This is a genomic window from Paraburkholderia phytofirmans PsJN, from assembly GCF_000020125.1.
In the GTDB taxonomy this organism is placed as follows: domain Bacteria; phylum Pseudomonadota; class Gammaproteobacteria; order Burkholderiales; family Burkholderiaceae; genus Paraburkholderia; species Paraburkholderia phytofirmans.
Window position 1 is genome coordinate 2250391 of record NC_010676.1, and the last position, 16491, is coordinate 2266881.

Below are 16491 nucleotides of genomic sequence, written 5' to 3' on the forward strand. Positions count from 1 at the left end.
TTCAGTGCATCAGCCTGACAATGTCATCGCACCATTTCAAAACGCCGTGCTCGATTTGCGTGAAGGCTAGGTCAAAAATGACACGATGCCGCTGATATGGATCCACAATATCGAGCTGTTCGTGTTCGCCCAGACGAAAAACCTTTCCCCTTGCGGAAGGAAACCGATCGAGAATCAACGTGCGCTGGGTATTCGTCATGGCCAGCACGACATCCGCCGCGCGCACGTGTTCGTTGCCAAGCGCCTCGGCTACATGAGCACTGATGTCCATGCCGTGCTGGCATGCAACCTGAATTGCGAGTGGATCCGCGTGCCTGCCAACGAGCGCCCGCGTACCCGCGGAACTCACTGACACAGCAGGCAGCGCCCGTTCAAGAATGGCCCGCGCAATCGGACTCCGACACACGTTCCCCTCACACACCATCAAAACGCTAGTCATTTCGCAATGACTCCCGCCGTCAGACCAGTGTTAATCAACGGCATCAACAAACTCAGCACGCGATTAAAGCGAACCAGACCGCTACCATCCACGTACACCACGTCCTTCGGCTGCAATTCGAAATCCTTCGCAAGCAGCATCGCGACCGGTGAATGACCATCGAGGTGAAACACCTGCGGCGTCCCGGGAAGTGAACCGCGGATCACGAACATCTGAGCGGCGTCGGCAGTCGAGGCATTCACGCTGCCGGCCTGCGAAAGTGCGTCGGCCAATGTCATGCGGCCCGTTCGGCGCGGAATAGCCGAAACCGGTTTGTTCACTTCGCCCATCACATATGCATCGTTTTCATCACGCGAGCCCACACGCAGCAGATCACCGGGGTTCAGATAGAGCCGCGACGGGCTTAATCCCTGAGCGAGCATTTGCGTCAGATTCACGCGATAAGAGTGATCGCCACGCACCAGAACGAGATCGCTCTGGTCGGCCGTTTCACTGAAACCACCCGCGCGGCTAACTGCTTCGTAAAGGGTCATGGGCACGTCGTTGACCGCCAATGCACCAGGACTACGCACTTCGCCGTCGACGTAGACCTGATGCGCGCGATAGGATGCCATTCGGACGGTGACTTGCGGCTTGACGAAATATGTTGCGAGCGCGCTGCTCAGCCGTTGCTGAATCTCTTCGATACGCAGGCCCGCCACGTGTAGCGTGCCCGCATACGGAAACGTCAACCCACCGTTCTGGTCAACCACGAATCCAGACAGCGGGTCTCCCGGCTTCGTGGACGATTGTGTCTGCGAAGAGCCGAGTGCGGCAGCGAATTCCGGATGATCCCAAACGACGATCTGCAGCACATCACCGGGCCCGACCGCGTAGGGCCGCGGCACTCCGGAGAGCAATTGAGACAGCTCGTTCTGCTGCTGTTTTCCACGTTGTGCCAACTGCGAAAGCAGCGCCGCGTCGACCTCTGTTATCGCGATGTCCGGCGTGCCATTCGTTGCACTTGCCCGTTCGCCGGCCATGCCTTCGCCGGCTTCTCCAGCAACGCTCGAAGCATTGGACGCACCCGTCATATTCTGCACGTGAGACGTCTCCATCCGCATCCCCGGCGCCACAGCGCACGCACTCGCCAACAAACTCACCGCCGTCATCAACACTCCAAGCCTGAAAGCCGGCCTGGTTAAAAATACCGCTAACATCGTGTTCAACCTATTCAAGCAAACGTGCCGAAGCGACGCTCTCGCTGCCCGACATTGGGCAAATTTGATCCGTGTTCCATTCGGACACACGCTTGTTCACGCGGAATACTGCATTACAAACAATTTGCTTGAAGTCAGTTATAGACCGCATTTCAATACGCATTCCGATGCAGCAACCCCTTCACCACCGTCGCCAGCACAATCCGCATGTCCAACCCAAACGACCAATTCCGCAAGTAGTACAAATCATGCTCGACCCGAGCCTGCATCTTTTCAACCCGATCCGTCTCGCCACGAAAACCATTCACCTGAGCCCACCCGGTAATACCTGGCTTGATCCGGTATCGATGGATATACCCATCGACAACGCCCCGATACTGATCATCATGTTCGATCGCATGCGGCCGCGGCCCAACCACCGACATTTCCCCACGCAACACATTCAGAAACTGCGGCAACTCATCGAGACTCGTGCGACGTAAAAACGCACCGACACGAGTCACGCGCGGATCTCCACGCCTCGCCTGCAGAACTACACCTGGCCGCGCCACGTGCTCACGCATCGAACGAAACTTGTATATGCGAAAGACGCGCCCATCCGCACCCTTGCGCCGTTGGGTAAACAACACCGGCCCCTTCGAAGTCACTTTGACGGCCACTGCAATCGACAACATCACCGGCAACAAAGCCAACAGCGCCACACTCGCGAACAACCGGTCGAAGACCGCTTTCTGAACCAGCGCGTACGGCGTCATCGGCGAGGCCATCAGATTGATGGCCGGCGCGCCGATCAGATCGATCACGTTGCGATCGAACATCGCGAGACTGCGCACATCAGGAATGAAGCGCAAATTAACCAGGTCGTGACTAAATTCGTCGAGGACCGTCAGCACGGTCTCTTCTTCGGACATCGCCAGCGCAAGCCATACCTCTTCGATCCGTTCGCGGCGCACCCAGTCCGCGAAATCGCGGAACCTCTCAAACGACGGCAAGCCATTCAACTCAGACTCGCCGTCCTGGCGAGTGTTAAAAGTGGCGACCGCCCGGAAGCCTGCATCCGGTGAACTCATGATGTTGGCCACCACCGCGTCGCGATGCGCGCCGGCGCCTACCACGGCAACCATTCGCAAGTTCCCGCCGCCGCGTCTCATCCGGCTGAGTACCGCATGCACCGCCCACCGCGACGAAACGAGCGCCACTGCCGCAATCACGGTCCAACTCACGCACCAAAGCCGGGACACCGACGCAGCGCGATGAAGCAGAAACAACATGGCAAGCCCACAGACCTGCACCGCGATCCAGCCGAACACCAGACTGACGCTCAAACGCCATTTCGAGCGGCCACGCCACGAGTCATATACGCCGAACCACGGCAGCAGCAAAACCGCGAACGCCATATCGAGCGCGACGAAAGCGCCTTCGAGAAGCGAATGCCCCGAGCCGGGCACGAATAGCAGTTCGGCCAGCGCCGCCGACAACGCGATCAACACCGCGTCTAGCAGGCGCGCCAGGACGCTCTCCATTTCCGCCAAATCCCGGCCAGCGGTTTTACGAATCACCGTGTGCATGAGGTGTGGCCTAGCGCTGAACCGTCGATCCGACGCCACGCAACTCACACATAGATGCCACACGCAAGAACACGACGGGATAGCTCACATCAACCTTTGATTTCATGGCAGCACTCTCAATATCCTTTTTTGCGATGCCGCCTGCATGCGTAACTTCTTAAAGAGGCCGCATTCTGCGCCTACGACGATCGGGCAGGCCTGAGACATTTCCCAATCGATCGCCGCATTCGTCCCTCTTTCCACTTTGGCCTCCAATTCAGTCCAGTCCTATTCCCATGTTTCTCGGACGCCGGTCATCCATAACCGATCCCTAATGCACCTCTCCACAAACTTTAACTATCTGCAATCGCCGCGCCCCCGTATGCTCGAACAATGACCCGCAAACCGTGCACCGCAAGACACGGCATCGGGCAAGCGACTATTCATCGTCAGAGGAGCGGCATCATGAAGATCTGTGTCTTCGGAGCGGGAGCGATCGGCGGCTTGATGGGTGTGCAACTCGCACGCGCCGGTGCGGATGTGAGTTTCGTCGCGCGCGGTCCGCATCTCGCGGCCATGCGCGAGCATGGCGCGCGTCTGATCATGGACGGCGAGACGTTCAGCGCGCCGGTGCGCTGCACGTCCGACCCACGCGAGCTCGGCGTGCAGGACTTCGTGATCATTACGCTCAAGGCACATTCGCTGCCCGGCGTAGTGGAAGCAATGCAGCCGCTGCTCGGCAAGCACACGGCCGTCGTCACGGGCGTCAACGGCATTCCGTATTGGTACTTCTATCAGCACGGCGGCCGCTTCGCCGGCACGCGTCTCGCGAGCGTCGATCCGGACGGCAATCAATGGACCAGGCTTGGCCCCGAACGGGCGATCGGCTGCGTGCTCTATCCGGCTGCCGAAATCGTCGAGCCCGGCGTCATCAAGCATGTGTACGGCAAGAAATTCCCGATCGGAGAGCCGAGCGGAGAACGCACGCCGCGCATTCAACAATTGCACGAAATCATGCAGGCGGCAGGTTTCGAAGCGCCGATCCGCGACAATATCCGCGACGAAATCTGGCTGAAACTATGGGGCAACCTGTGCTTCAACCCCATCAGCGCATTGACGCACGCCACGCTCGACGTGCTCACCAGCGACCCCGGCACGCGCGCGGTATCGCGCACGATGATGCTCGAGGCCAAGCGCATCGCGGAGCAATTCGGCGTGCACTTTCGTGTCGACGTGGAAAAGCGCATCGATGGCGCGGGCGCGGTCGGCGCTCACAAGACCTCGACGCTGGTCGATCTCGAGAATCGTCGACCGATGGAAATCGATCCGCTGTTGACGGTCGTGCAGGAAATGGGCCATCTCGTCGCCGAGCCGACGCCGACTATCGATGTCGTGCTGGCGCTCATCAAACTGCGTGAACGGATGGCACTGCAGGGAGATTGAAACTCAGGAGAGCGCACGATCAGAAACTCGTTCACTCTCCCGCATATCGGCAAACACAAACATCAAAGGATCGAACGCCATAACGCGTTCGATCCTTTTTTAACGCTACTGATCGATGGCGAGCCACACGGCCTTAGGCTCGGTGAAGTTCTCGATCGCAACGTCACCGTGTTCGCGGCCGAACCCCGAGTCGCCGGATCCTCCCCAAGGCAGGCGCACATCGGTGTAGCCGTAGGTGTTGATCCACACGGTCCCCGCCCTCAGATCCCGCGCGACCCGATGCACCCGGCCGATGTCCGCGCTCCACACGCCCGCCGCGAGGCTATACAGCGTGCCGTTGGCAATCCGTATCGCGTCGGCTTCGTCGTTGAAGCGAATCACGCTCGCCACCGGTCCGAAGATTTCCTCCTGTGAAATGCGCATTTCATGCTCGACGTTGGCAAACACGGTCGGTTCGACAAAGAAGCCGCGCTCGCCCACCCGCGCGCCGCCTGTTACGAGCGACGCCCCTTCGGCGCGACCTGTCTCGACATAGCCCAGCACCGTCTTCATCTGCGCCGCGGAGATGAGCGGCCCCATCGACGTTTCGCGCGACGACGGGTCGCCGACCTTGATCGATTTCGCGCGCGCGGCCAGCCGCTCGACCACTTCGTCGTACACATCGCGATGAGCGAGAATGCGCGAACCCGCCGAACACACTTGGCCCGTATTGAAGAAGATGCCCGACGCCGCGGCGCGTACCGCGTTGTCGAGATTGGCATCCGGGAAAATCAGGTTGGCCGATTTGCCGCCGAGCTCCAGCGTAACGCGCTTGAAATTGCCGGCGGCGCCTTGCAGAATGCCGCGCCCCACGGAGGGCGAGCCGGTGAACGTCACCTTGTCGACGCCGGGATGCGCAACCAGCGCATCGCCGACCACCCGCCCCTTGCCGGTGACGATATTCAGCACGCCCGGCGGCACACCCGCTTCGAGTGCAAGTTCGCCGATGCGCAACGCGGTGAGCGGCGTAATCTCCGCGGGCTTGACAATCAGCGTGCAGCCGCACGCGAGCGCCGGCGCGATTTTCCACATGCCGATCATCAGCGGGAAATTCCACGGCACGATCGCGGCGACCACGCCGACCGGTTCACGCAACGTGTAAGTCAGTGCATCGGGTCGCACCGGCACGACCTGACCGTTGATCTTGTCGCACCAGCCTGCGTAGTATTCGAGCGTATCGATCGCGGCGGGAATATCCTGGCGCATCACGGCCGCGATCGGCTTGCCGGCGTCGAGACTTTCGAGCGCGGCGAGTTCCTCGAGATTCGCGCGCATCAGGCCAGCGAGGCGCATCAGAATGCGCGCCCGCTCAGCGGTCCGAATACCGTTCCATACTTTCAATGCAGCGCGCGCGGCGCGCACGGCGGTATCCACGTCGGCGGCGCTGCCTTGCGCAACCAGCGCGATCGGCTCTTCGGTGGCGGGGTTGATATCGACGGAATATTCGCCGGTGCCGGGCGGCAGGCGTTTGCCGTCAATCAGCAGATCATGGCGCCTGAGGTCGGTTTCAGTTTCCATCATGAAGCTCCTTGCTTGGATGTTGCGTGGGCTGAGTGCGTGCCGTTTTGGGGTACAGGACGCTAGGGCTCGTGGAGAACCACGCCGTCGCGCGCAACGGTCGGCTTCGTCTGCAACTGCGAAGCGGACGGCGACACGTCGGCGGTCTGTGAAGTGGCGGAGAACTGTGCCCACCCTGCTGCGGCGTTGGGTCGGAGGGAACGGTTGCGGCGATGCACGAGCAGTGTCGCCAGATTCATCACCGGCGCGAGCGGCCGGCTGACCAGTGACGCGCTTATTGCAGGCCAATGCGCGTCGATGGGCAATATGCCGACGCCGAGCCCGAGTTCGACCATGCGCAACACTGCCGCGACATGTCCGAGTTCCTGCACCGGCCGTCGTTTCACGCCGTTCGCGTTGAAGGCGAGTTCGAGCGCCGCGCGCACACCGGTGTCGGCGTTCAGCGTGATGAGCGCCCATTCATGCAGCTCGTTCCATGCAACACTCGCATGGCGGGCAAGCGGATGCGCAGGTGGCATCACCGCATGGAGGGGCGTCGTGAAAACCAGTTGCGCGTGCAACAGGTCACCGGCAAGCGGCTCGGCCATCGAGACCACGCCAAAGTCCACCTCGCCTTGTTCGACGCTCGCGAGCACGCCGCTTTGCGGCTGATCCCTGACGCAGACGGTTAGCTCAGGAAAAGCCGCCGCGCAGCGCGCGAGTCCCTGCGCCACCCAACTCGACGACAACACCGGATTGCTGGCGATCACCACCACGCCGGTGTGGCCGTCGTAAGCGGCCCGCTCTTCGCGCAGCGTGAGTTCGATTTCATCGAGCAGCCGGCCGATTCTTCGCTCGAGGCTCGCGCCCGCATGCGTCAGTTCGACCTGGCGCGTGGTGCGGTCGAACAGTTTCAATTCCACGGCTTCTTCGAGTTCGCGCACGCAACGACTCACCGCCGACTGCGTCAAGTCGAACTCGCGCGCCGCGCGCGTAAAACTCCGCTCACGCGCGACGGCGACAAACACCTTGAGTTGCTGCAACGAAACATTCATGACGTCACTGCCGGGTGTAGGCCATTCGCCTATTCTCCTGTCTGCTCAGGCCAATGGCTCAAGCGCGAAGCCTTGCCGGTGCCGGCAACGGCAAGCACACCTTGCGGCTCGTTGTGCGTTTCGATCCAGCGCGAGCGCATCGGCGCGAGTACGAACTTCGCGGCGACGCCCGCGGCGATCGTCACGACCGCTGAGACGATGAACACGAGATTCCATCCGCCCGTCGCCGACAGTACCGACGCAATCGGCACCAGCAGCGAGGCTGTGCCCTTGGCGGTGTACAAGGTGCCTGCGTTGGCCGCGGCATATTTGCTGCCGAAGGTATCGGCACAGATCGCCGGGAAGATCGAAAAGATTTCACCCCAGAACAGGAAGATCAACGCGGCGAACGTCATGAACGCGTACGGGTTCGTGCCGTATTGCATCAGACCGAGCAACGCCAGGCCCTCGCCGATAAAGATCACGAACATCGTGTTTTCACGGCCGAGCTTGTCGGAGATGAAGCCGCACAGCGGACGCGTAAAACCGTTGCAGACGTTGTCGATGGAAAGCGTGGCCGTCAACAGCGGCAAGGTCATGCCGAAGATCGTCATCGGGATGCGTGCGAGACCCCAGTCTTTCGCGATCGGACCGATCTGCGCGGTCGCCATCAAACCGCCCGCGGCCACGGCGACGAACGATACATAGATCACCCAGAACACCGGCGTCTTGATCATCTGACCCGGCGTGAAATCGACCTTCGACACGGCGAATTTCTTCTTCGGCGCCGCTTGCGAGCGCAGGTTCGGCTTCTTCAACAGCAGCGCGAGCGCGAGAATGCATCCGCCTTGCAGAATGCCGAAGAAGAAGAACGTATGCTCATAACCCGAACGCGTGATCATGTTGGCGATGGGAATCACCGTCACCGCGGCGCCTGCGCCGAAGCCCGCAGCGGTGAGACCTGCGGCAAGCCCGCGCTTGTCGGGAAACCATTTCAACGCATTGCCCACGCAGGTGCCGTACACGCCGCCCGCGCCGATGCCGGCGATAACCGCGGAGACGTACAGCATCGGCAGGGTCGTGATGTACGAATTCATCACCCACGCAATGCCCGCGCAAATCGCGCCGCCCGCGACCACGGGCCGAGGTCCGAACTTGTCGACGAGCCAGCCTTCGAGCGGCACGAGCCACGTTTCAGTGAGGATGAAAATTGCGAACGCAAGTTGAATGGACGCTTCGCCCCAGTGATGCCGCGCGTTCATCGGCGTGACGAACAACGTCCACGCATATTGAAGATTGGCCACGAGAGCCATGCACACCATGCCGATGACGAGTTGCCACCAACGGTTGCCCCAAAATGCGCGGCTCGTAGTCTGCTGACTGATATCGTCCATTCGCTTTGTCTCCACTATTTGTCCGGTGCAGCCGGCCAGCGTCCCGAAGGAAGTCGTCTCGGCGACGCGCCGCGCTGTATGCGTTCCACCTTATGGTTATGCCCCGAAAAGCCGCGCTCTTCGGTAATATTTGATATTTGCGTCTTTAATTCTCTGCTTTAAAAATAGACCGGCTTAAATCATCGCTTTCTGGGAAGTGCTTTATTCCGATCATTTAATGCCTTTTACACCTTGAGGCCCGGCTGCCTCGTCCATCAGGCCTTGAATCCAAGCGTTAACCCCGAGTTTTTCGCCAGCCGCTGCGGCGGCAATTCTGCTTTCTTATACAGAGCCATGCTAGGGTCATTGCTGAATTACTAATAATTAAAGTTTGTTATTATGTTGATTCACATTTGCTTATACATCGGTCATGACGATGCGGAATGCGACTCTGCGGCAACTGAAGGTTTTCGAAACGGTGGCACGCCACCTGAGCTTCTCGCGCGCCGCGGAGGAATTGCACCTCACGCAGCCGGCCGTTTCCACTCAGGTCCGGCAACTCGAAGAACACGCCGGGCTGCCGCTGTTCGAACAACTCGGCAAAAAAATCTATCTGACGCCGGCCGGCACCGAAATGCTTCACTACAGCCGCGCGATCATTCAGCAGTTCCACGAAGTCGACGAAGCGATGAGTCAGCTCAAAGGCGTCTCCGGCGGCAAGCTGAATGTCGCGGTGATCAGCGCCGGCGACTACTTCTTTCCGCGGCTGCTGGCCGAATTCACGCGTCGCTACTCGGGCGTCGTGCTCAATCTCGCCGTGCACAATCGCGAGGAACTGCTGCATCAACTCGCCACCAACCAGACCGATCTTGCGGTGATGGTGCGTCCGCCCCACGAGACCGACGCGACCAACGAGCCGTTTGCACCGCACCCGTATGTGATCGTCGCGGCGCCCACGCATCCGCTCGCTAACAAGCGCAACATCAAGTTCAGCCAGTTGGCGAACGAAGCGTTTATCGTGCGGGAACGCGGCTCGGACACGTGGAATTCGATGGAAGAAGGCTTTGCCGGTCGGCTTGCCAACCTCAAGATCGCCATGGAGATCAAGAGCACCGAGACGATCAAGCAGGCCGTGATCGCGGGCATGGGTATCGCCTTTCTGTCCGCGCATACCATCAGCCTCGAATTGCAACTCGGCCATCTGGTCGTGCTCGATGTCGAGAGCTTTCCGGTCATGCTCAACTGGTACGTGGTGCATCGAAAGAACAAGCGCCTGCCGCCGGTAGCCGTCGCATTCAAGCGCTTCCTGATGGAGGAAGGCGCGAATCTGATCGAGAAGATCACGCGCGTCAAGGAATTGAGCGTGTATAAGCAGTAGGCTATGGATAGCCAATGAAACTTTAACTATTGCGGATTCGTCAGGACTTCTATGCTGCAAGCGAGTTCCATCACTCGTCTGCCCAGGAGGCCGCTCATGAATCACGCTTTGGTTGAGTTTCAGCCCAGCGCGCACACTGCTCGCGTTGCCGCAATCCATCCCGACGACGCCCACCTGAGCGCGTACAACGCCGCCTTCAGCGACCTCGGCCTGCGCTTCCGCTGGGATCGCACCACGCTCGACGTGCTCAAGGAATTCAACAGCGAGGCGGCTCGAATTACTGCCTACATCGAGCGCTTTCACGCCCATCTGCATAGCGCATACGACGCCGACTTTCTCGCGCAAATGATTCTGCACAAGAAGGCGCAGTACTTCAGCGAGTTCGCGCCGGCAGGTGAGTAAGGGTGTTCGCGGGATCACGGTCCCGCGACACGTCATACCAGCCCACCTGAATGTGCGAGCACTCATAGCGTGCGCCGTGTCGTAGCGCGATCCGGCCGGTGGCGGTCGCACGCACGTTGCCGCACTTGAGCACTCACACCATTGCCGCCGTTTCGACGATACGGGTAGGCCGCCGTACGCACACAGTCTGTTGTGACGTCGCGCAGCATCCAGCCCTGCTCTTCTCCACCGCGCCATTCGATTCGTGCCAACAGCCCCTGCTTGCCCATCGTCAGGCTATGGCAACGCGCGGCAAAGGCGAGTGTGCCTGGAGTGTGACCATGCTCGTGGCCGTCGGAATACTCGCGGCTGAGCATTAGATGCACGCCCATCGCACAAGCCAGCGCACTCATCGCGAGGAGCGCGGCGATTCCGAATGGCTGCGCCGTTTCCGTCACGAATCCATAGCCGAGCCAGCCACACAGCAACACTGCGAACAGGTTGACGACGCCATGCCCCGGGCGCGCGACCACGCCGACTTGCAGCGCACCGCGCAGTTTGCAGAACGCAACGGCCGAGGTGGCAAAGATCAACGCGCCGATGAACACGGCGACATAGAGTTCGACGCGCTCGACATTCGCCTGCGCCGCCGACGACAGATAACGCGCGAAGCCGCCCGCCATAACAGCGAGCCCCATGCTGCTGCCCAACAGCGCAACGAGGCGCGGGCGCCGCGCAAGATTGCGCCGGCGCACCAGCCACGCGCCGAGCACGGCACCCGACACCGCGGCGCCGACCACGCCGTCGCTTGCACCCATGCCTGCTGCGAAAAGGCCTGCGAGCATGGCGGCCAATGCCCCGGCGTGCCAGTCAGGTCGGCGCTTCGGTCGCCGTTCGAGCGGCAGTTGCCCGACTGCGGCAAGCGCAACGGCCAACACGGAAGCAAACACCACGGCCAGCGAACACCAGACGGTACTGTCATACGCTAGCGGCATGCGTGCTCCTCCGTACCGGAATGCAGGGGCGCGACCCCAACGGATCGCGATCGGTCAACCGTTCAGACAGCGCCTTCAGCAACCGGCTGCGCGCCCGCGGCGGCGCCCGCGCGCGCGGCGCTCAAGGTGTTGCTCAGCGTGCCGATCCCGTCCACCGTGACCGTTACGGTCGCGCCATCCTTGATCGAGCCGACGCCGACCGACGTGCCGCACGCAATCACATCACCCGGCTCGAGCGTGAGATCCTGCGAGATCAGACTCACCTGCTCGGCGGGCGAGAAAACCATATCGGCGAGCGGATAGTTCTGCCGCTCCACACCATCGAGCATGGTGACAAGACGCGCTTGCTGCCAGTCGAAACCGGAGACGATCGCCGGCCCGACACAGCAGAACGTATCGAAGCCCTTTGCGCGGCACCATTGCGGAAAGTGCGGATTCTCGTTCAGCAGATCGGCAGCGGTGACATCGTTGACGAGCGTGTAGCCGAAAATCGCTGCGGCCGCCTCTTCAACGCTCGCATCACGGCAGCGCCGTCCGATCACAATGCCGAGTTCGCCTTCATAGACGATCTTGCCCGTATAGCTGAGCGGCCGCCTGATCGGCTCACCCGATCCGATCACCGAACCCGCGGGCTTCAACAGAAAAAGCGGATGTGCGGGCACCGGTTTGTCGAGCTTCGCCGCCAGCGCGTGAAAGTTGTTCCACAGCGCGACGATCTTGCCGGGCGCGCACGGCGCCACCGGCGTCAGCGCGCGCGTCGACAGCACGGCGCCGGTCGGCACCGGGTGCTCCAGACCTTCATACTCGTGCAGATAGCCACCTTCCACACGGCCGAACACAACGCCGCCATCGCTAGACATGAACCGCATCCATGTATCCATACGTCGCTCCCTGTTTACGTGGATCGGCCTAGATCGCGCCGGCAGTGCGCAATGCACTGACCTGCTCGGGTGAATAGCCCAGCTCGGCCATGACTTCGTCGGTATGTTCACCCAGCAACGGCGAGCGCGTGACTTCGGTCGGACTGTCGGACAGTTTGATAGGATTACCAACCGTCAGATACTTGCCGCGAGTCGGATGATCCACTTCGACAATCGTGCCGGTTTTGCGCAGCGACGGTTCTTCGGCGATTTCCTTCATCGACAGAATCGGTCCGCACGGAATGTCGTACTTGTTCAGGATCTGCATGGCCTCGAACTTGGTCTTCGTCATGGTCCAGCGTTCGATCTCGGCGAAGATGTCCTTCAGGTGCGGCAGGCGCGCGGCGGGCGTCGCGTAATCGGGATCCGTGGCCCACTCCTCCTTGCCGATCACGTTGCAGATCCTGGCCCACACCGGCGCCTGCGTGATGAAGTAGATATAAGCGTTCGGGTCCGTTTCCCAGCCCTTGCACTTCAGGATCCAGCCCGGCTGACCGCCGCCCGACGCATTGCCCGCACGCGGCACCGCCTTGCCGAACTCTCCGTTAGGATATTGCGGATACTCTTTCATCACGCCGGTGCGTTCGAGCCGCTGCTGGTCGCGCAATTTCACGCGGCACAGGTTGAGCACACCGTCCTGCATCGCGGCGAGTACGCGCTGACCGCGTCCGCTGTGCGTGCGCTGATACAGCGCCGTGACGATGCCGAGCGCCAGATGCAGGCCAGTGCCGCTGTCGCCGATCTGCGCGCCTGTCACGACCGGCGGACCGTCGTCGAAGCCGGTCGTCGAGGCCGCGCCGCCCGCGCATTGCGCGACGTTCTCGTAGACCTTGCAGTCCTCGTACGGCCCAGGACCAAAACCCTTGACGGACGCAACGATCATGCGCGGATTCAGTTCCTGAATCCGTTCCCAAGTGAAGCCCATGCGGTCCAGCGCGCCCGGTGCGAAGTTCTCGACCAGCACGTCGCATTTCTGGATCAGCGCCTCCAGCACCTGCTTGCCTTCAGGATTCTTCGTATCGATCGTGACGGAGCGCTTGTTGTGGTTGAGCATCGTGAAGTAGAGGCTGTCCACATCGGGAATATCGCGCAACTGTTCGCGCGTGATGTCTCCCGCGCCCGCCCGCTCCACCTTGATGACATCCGCGCCGAACCATGCAAGCAGTTGCGTGCAGGTGGGCCCGGATTGCACATGCGTGAAGTCGAGAATGCGCACACCGTCGAGTGCTTTGCTCATGTCCTGTCTCCTGTGTCGACCAGGGCTTGCGCTTGAGCGCCGTACTCTGGTCACGAGCAACGTAGTTGTTGAAAGGGCGTCTACTTGTAATTTCCTGGCAAATTCGGTGCGTGCTCCGCCGCATTGGCTCCGCGGCTCGTTCTCGTGACAAAAGCGTTAGCGCCGTCGCTCGATGCGAGTGACACACCGGCGCTAACTTTCGGTTCGCGTCTTTTGATATATCACATACCATATTTTTAAGACCGTCAAGCGAGGTTTATCCCGCACTGCCCGGCAAGCCACGCGCCGTCTGGGTTCGACGCAAACAAAAAAGGCCCGCCGGTGTCTCCACCGCGGGCCCTTCCTGTCCTACCCGACCATCAAACGCCGCTTAGGCTGCCAGCCGCGTCAATCCAGAAAATCGCAATTGGCCTCGACGAACGCGGCCAGATCGAGCGAATGCTGACGCGTAAGACGCTCGGCCAGCTCGGTATCGCGCTTTTCCAGCGCCTCGATAATGCGCAAATGATCCACGATCGAGCGCGACGCGCGGTCGCTCTGCGAAATGGTCATGCGGCGAATCGCGCGCACGTGGATGAAGATGTTCTTGATCGTGTCGAGAATGATCTGCGACTTGGACAACTCGACGATCGCCTGGTGAAACGCGATGTTGGCGTCCGAATACTCGGCGATGTGTTCAGCCGGCGTCGCGTCGCGGAAGTTGTCGAACATGTGGCGCAGACGGGCGATTTCCTCGTCCGTGGCGTGCAGCGTGGCAAGGCGCGCCGCCATGCTTTCGAGCGCGGCCCACATCTGGATCATCTCGACGATTTCACGCTTGCTCTTACGCACGATATAGATGCCGCGGCGCGGCACCATGCGCAGAAAACCTTCCTGTTCGAGCAGCGTCATGGCCTCACGCACCGGCGTGCGGCTAACGCCGAGCGACTCGCTCAGCACCCGCTCGTCGAGACGGATTTCTTCACGGTTCTGGTAGATATCCGCGTCGGCGATAGCCTGGCGGAGCATGGCATACGCCTGATCGCGCAAGCTTGCGCTCGCGCCGATCGGCTGCAATGACAACGTCAACGGTGTGGCCACTGCTTCAGTTTGAAGTTCTGACGACATTCATCGCCTCTTGTTGAACATGCGCACGATACGGTCTTGCCACCGCCGCGCGTTGCTCGCCCAGACCGACGAAGCGGCCATGTTGCGCTGCAAGCTGCGCGACCGGCTGCGGAATCCAGCGGGTCAACAACACAGTGGCGGCAGAGCCTAAACCGACAAAAGCTATGGCGAGCAGCGAGAGAGGAACAACTTCCATTTGTAGCTCCGGATGATTGAGTGAAGGAATGACTCAATCATATGCTGCAACGCCGCAAAAATCAATATTCCGTATGTAGTATATCAGTCACTGTTGTTTTGAGGATTACGCCTCACGGTAGCACGGGCCGCTTTCCGGCGGTTCATTGACACGCGCTCGCGCGCGACACTCGGTGTAAACGCGCAAAACGCGCGCTATGCGCGCATTCATGTTCGATGATCGCGCAATTTCGCGCGGATGTGGATTGTGAGATCGACTCCGCATCATTAACCTTCGCACATCCTGCAATCGATCGCGAGCGGCCACAGTCCTGTGCCCGCCGCACGGTCCGGGCAGCCCGAGCGTTTCAAGGAGACAATTTCATGAGCACCACCATCCCGACGGCCGCCACGGCCGACAGCCGCAAAGCGCGCAGCCAGGCTCGCCAGGCGGCACTCGGCAGCTTTGTCGGCGCCGTGGTCGACTGGTACGACTTCCTGCTGTACGGCATCGTCGCAGCGCTCGTATTCAATGCCGAGTTTTTCCCCAAAGTCAGCCCGGCGATGGGGACGCTCGCCGCGTTCGCCACCTTCGGCGTCGGCTTTCTGTTCCGCCCGCTCGGCGGCTTCGTGTTCGGACACTACGGCGACCGGCTCGGACGCAAGCGCATGCTGGTGCTCACGGTAATGATGATGGGTCTGTCGACCGCCGCCATCGGCCTGCTGCCGTCGTTCGCCAGCATCGGCTGGTGGGCGCCGGCGCTGCTCGTGAGTCTGCGCGCGATCCAGGGCTTCGCGGTGGGCGGCGAATGGGGCGGCGCGGCGTTGATGGCCGTCGAAAGTGCGCCCGAGAAAAAGAAAGCGTTCTACAGCAGCGGCGTGCAGGTCGGCTACGGCGTGGGCCTCGTACTTTCGACCGGACTGATCGCGCTGATCAGCCGTTCCATGGACAACGCCTCGTTCCTGAGTTGGGGCTGGCGCCTGCCCTTCCTGTTCAGCGTGGTGCTGGTGCTGATCGCGCTGTGGATCCGCTCGAGCATGGAAGAGTCGAAGGAATTTGTCGAGAAAGTCGGCAAGCACGGTGAACGCAGCGTTCGCCTGCCGATCGTCGAAGCCTTGCTGCGGCATCCGAAGGCGTTTCTGTTGATCATCGCGCTGCGTCTTGCCGAGTTGTTCACGATGTATATCGTGACCGCCTTCGCACTGAACTACTCGACGGCGAATCTGCACATGCCGCGCGAGTTCTTCCTCACCATCGGTTTGCTGGTGGGCGCGCTGAGTTGCGTGACGATTCCGTGCTTCGCCTTGCTGGCGGATCGTTTCGGCCGCCGCCGCGTGTATATCGCCGGCGCGCTGGTCGGCATGCTGAGCGCGGTGCCGTTCTTCCTTGCGCTCGAAGCACGCTCGACGGTGTGGATCGTGGTGTTCGCCGTCATGCTCGCCAACGTTGCGCACGACATGGTGGTGAGCGTGCAGCAGCCCATGTTCACCGAACTGTTCGGCACCGAGTATCGCTACAGCGGTGCGGGCGTGGGCTATCAGGTGGCGAGCGTGGTCGGCGGCGGCTTCACGCCGTTTATCGCGGTTGCGCTGGTCAGCTTTGCCGGCGGTTCGTGGCATCCGGTGGCGGCTTATCTGGCGATTGGCTGCCTGATCTCGGTGCTCGTGGCGGCGAAAATGAAGACCGGGCGCACTGTCGCCTGAGTTTTCCTGATTGTGGCCAAGCGG

Annotated in this window: 15 protein-coding genes; 4 read left to right on the forward strand and 11 right to left on the reverse strand. The window is 61.0% G+C overall.

Annotated elements, in window-relative coordinates:
• Position 1: 1 nt before the first annotated feature.
• The 3 genes from BPHYT_RS29855 to BPHYT_RS29865 all read right to left on the reverse strand — a co-directional run bounded on the left by BPHYT_RS29855 (position 2) and on the right by BPHYT_RS29865 (position 3206).
• Positions 2–439: a low molecular weight protein-tyrosine-phosphatase gene (locus BPHYT_RS29855; protein WP_012427861.1), complete on the reverse strand. Its 438-nt coding sequence runs from the start codon at positions 437–439 to the stop codon at positions 2–4.
• The gene (locus BPHYT_RS29860; RefSeq protein ID WP_456152354.1) at positions 436–1638 is read right to left on the reverse strand and encodes a polysaccharide biosynthesis/export family protein; all 1203 of its coding nucleotides are present in this window, start codon (positions 1636–1638) and stop codon (positions 436–438) included. The genes BPHYT_RS29855 and BPHYT_RS29860 overlap by 4 nt, the downstream gene beginning before the upstream one ends.
• A 152-nt stretch (positions 1639–1790) precedes the next feature.
• Positions 1791–3206, reverse strand: coding sequence for an undecaprenyl-phosphate glucose phosphotransferase (locus BPHYT_RS29865; RefSeq protein WP_012427863.1), 1416 nt, complete (start codon positions 3204–3206; stop codon positions 1791–1793).
• 444 nt (positions 3207–3650) lie between these two features.
• On the opposite strand from BPHYT_RS29865, the gene BPHYT_RS29870 reads away from it, so the two are divergent.
• Positions 3651–4628, forward strand: coding sequence for a 2-dehydropantoate 2-reductase (locus BPHYT_RS29870; RefSeq protein ID WP_012427864.1), 978 nt, complete (start codon positions 3651–3653; stop codon positions 4626–4628).
• Between the two features lie 105 nt (positions 4629–4733).
• Here the strand turns inward: BPHYT_RS29870 and BPHYT_RS29875 are convergent, their stop codons facing one another.
• The 3 genes from BPHYT_RS29875 to oxlT form a co-directional block, all read right to left on the reverse strand.
• On the reverse strand, positions 4734–6185 hold the full coding sequence (locus tag BPHYT_RS29875; protein ID WP_012427865.1) for an aldehyde dehydrogenase family protein: 1452 nt from the start codon (positions 6183–6185) through the stop codon (positions 4734–4736).
• A gap of 62 nt (positions 6186–6247) precedes the next feature.
• Positions 6248–7219, reverse strand: coding sequence for a LysR family transcriptional regulator (locus BPHYT_RS29880; protein ID WP_012427866.1), 972 nt, complete (start codon positions 7217–7219; stop codon positions 6248–6250).
• Between the two features lie 29 nt (positions 7220–7248).
• Positions 7249–8592, reverse strand: coding sequence for an oxalate/formate MFS antiporter (oxlT, locus tag BPHYT_RS29885; RefSeq protein WP_012427867.1), 1344 nt, complete (start codon positions 8590–8592; stop codon positions 7249–7251).
• A 409-nt stretch (positions 8593–9001) separates the two neighbouring features.
• On the opposite strand from oxlT, the gene BPHYT_RS29890 reads away from it, so the two are divergent.
• Positions 9002–9949: a LysR family transcriptional regulator gene (locus BPHYT_RS29890; RefSeq protein ID WP_012427868.1), complete on the forward strand. Its 948-nt coding sequence runs from the start codon at positions 9002–9004 to the stop codon at positions 9947–9949.
• Between the two features lie 96 nt (positions 9950–10045).
• Positions 10046–10351 carry a hypothetical protein gene (locus BPHYT_RS29895; protein ID WP_012427869.1) on the forward strand — a complete coding sequence of 102 codons (306 nt, stop codon included), beginning with the start codon at positions 10046–10048 and terminating at the stop codon, positions 10349–10351.
• Between the two features lie 62 nt (positions 10352–10413).
• Here the strand turns inward: BPHYT_RS29895 and BPHYT_RS29900 are convergent, their stop codons facing one another.
• The 5 genes from BPHYT_RS29900 to BPHYT_RS29920 form a co-directional block, all read right to left on the reverse strand.
• Positions 10414–11325, reverse strand: coding sequence for an NAD(P)(+) transhydrogenase (Re/Si-specific) subunit beta (locus BPHYT_RS29900; RefSeq protein ID WP_012427870.1), 912 nt, complete (start codon positions 11323–11325; stop codon positions 10414–10416).
• Positions 11326–11387: 62 nt separating this feature from the next.
• The gene (locus BPHYT_RS29905) at positions 11388–12206 is read right to left on the reverse strand and encodes a fumarylacetoacetate hydrolase family protein (RefSeq protein WP_012427871.1); all 819 of its coding nucleotides are present in this window, start codon (positions 12204–12206) and stop codon (positions 11388–11390) included.
• Positions 12207–12234: 28 nt separating this feature from the next.
• A complete protein-coding gene (frc, locus tag BPHYT_RS29910) occupies positions 12235–13482 on the reverse strand; it encodes a formyl-CoA transferase (RefSeq protein WP_012427872.1) in 1248 nt (415 codons plus the stop codon).
• A gap of 387 nt (positions 13483–13869) precedes the next feature.
• On the reverse strand, positions 13870–14589 hold the full coding sequence (locus BPHYT_RS29915) for a GntR family transcriptional regulator (protein WP_012427873.1): 720 nt from the start codon (positions 14587–14589) through the stop codon (positions 13870–13872).
• Positions 14567–14785: a hypothetical protein gene (locus BPHYT_RS29920; protein WP_012427874.1), complete on the reverse strand. Its 219-nt coding sequence runs from the start codon at positions 14783–14785 to the stop codon at positions 14567–14569. Before BPHYT_RS29920 ends, BPHYT_RS29915 begins: the two co-directional genes overlap by 23 nt.
• 362 nt (positions 14786–15147) lie before the next feature.
• Here BPHYT_RS29920 and shiA point away from each other — a divergent pair, with 362 nt between their 5' ends.
• Positions 15148–16467 (forward strand): shikimate transporter, encoded by a 1320-nt coding sequence (shiA, locus tag BPHYT_RS29925; RefSeq protein WP_012427875.1) that lies wholly within the window; start codon positions 15148–15150, stop codon positions 16465–16467.
• Positions 16468–16491 lie beyond the last annotated feature (24 nt).

What these genes read in the sequence shown, in the direction of transcription:
- BPHYT_RS29855 (WP_012427861.1), bottom strand. Translation starts at nt 439, where the DNA reads ATGACTAGCGTTTTGATGGTGTGTGAGGGGAACGTGTGTCGGAGTCCG.
- BPHYT_RS29865 (WP_012427863.1), bottom strand. Translation starts at nt 3,206, where the DNA reads ATGCACACGGTGATTCGTAAAACCGCTGGCCGGGATTTGGCGGAAATG.
- BPHYT_RS29860 (WP_456152354.1), bottom strand. Translation starts at nt 1,638, where the DNA reads ATGTTAGCGGTATTTTTAACCAGGCCGGCTTTCAGGCTTGGAGTGTTG.
- oxlT (WP_012427867.1), bottom strand. Translation starts at nt 8,592, where the DNA reads ATGGACGATATCAGTCAGCAGACTACGAGCCGCGCATTTTGGGGCAAC.
- BPHYT_RS29900 (WP_012427870.1), bottom strand. Translation starts at nt 11,325, where the DNA reads ATGCCGCTAGCGTATGACAGTACCGTCTGGTGTTCGCTGGCCGTGGTG.
- BPHYT_RS29890 (WP_012427868.1), top strand. Translation starts at nt 9,002, where the DNA reads ATGACGATGCGGAATGCGACTCTGCGGCAACTGAAGGTTTTCGAAACG.
- BPHYT_RS29905 (WP_012427871.1), bottom strand. Translation starts at nt 12,206, where the DNA reads ATGGATACATGGATGCGGTTCATGTCTAGCGATGGCGGCGTTGTGTTC.
- BPHYT_RS29870 (WP_012427864.1), top strand. Translation starts at nt 3,651, where the DNA reads ATGAAGATCTGTGTCTTCGGAGCGGGAGCGATCGGCGGCTTGATGGGT.
- frc (WP_012427872.1), bottom strand. Translation starts at nt 13,482, where the DNA reads ATGAGCAAAGCACTCGACGGTGTGCGCATTCTCGACTTCACGCATGTG.
- BPHYT_RS29920 (WP_012427874.1), bottom strand. Translation starts at nt 14,785, where the DNA reads ATGGAAGTTGTTCCTCTCTCGCTGCTCGCCATAGCTTTTGTCGGTTTA.
- BPHYT_RS29895 (WP_012427869.1), top strand. Translation starts at nt 10,046, where the DNA reads ATGAATCACGCTTTGGTTGAGTTTCAGCCCAGCGCGCACACTGCTCGC.
- BPHYT_RS29880 (WP_012427866.1), bottom strand. Translation starts at nt 7,219, where the DNA reads ATGAATGTTTCGTTGCAGCAACTCAAGGTGTTTGTCGCCGTCGCGCGT.
- BPHYT_RS29875 (WP_012427865.1), bottom strand. Translation starts at nt 6,185, where the DNA reads ATGGAAACTGAAACCGACCTCAGGCGCCATGATCTGCTGATTGACGGC.
- BPHYT_RS29915 (WP_012427873.1), bottom strand. Translation starts at nt 14,589, where the DNA reads ATGTCGTCAGAACTTCAAACTGAAGCAGTGGCCACACCGTTGACGTTG.
- shiA (WP_012427875.1), top strand. Translation starts at nt 15,148, where the DNA reads ATGAGCACCACCATCCCGACGGCCGCCACGGCCGACAGCCGCAAAGCG.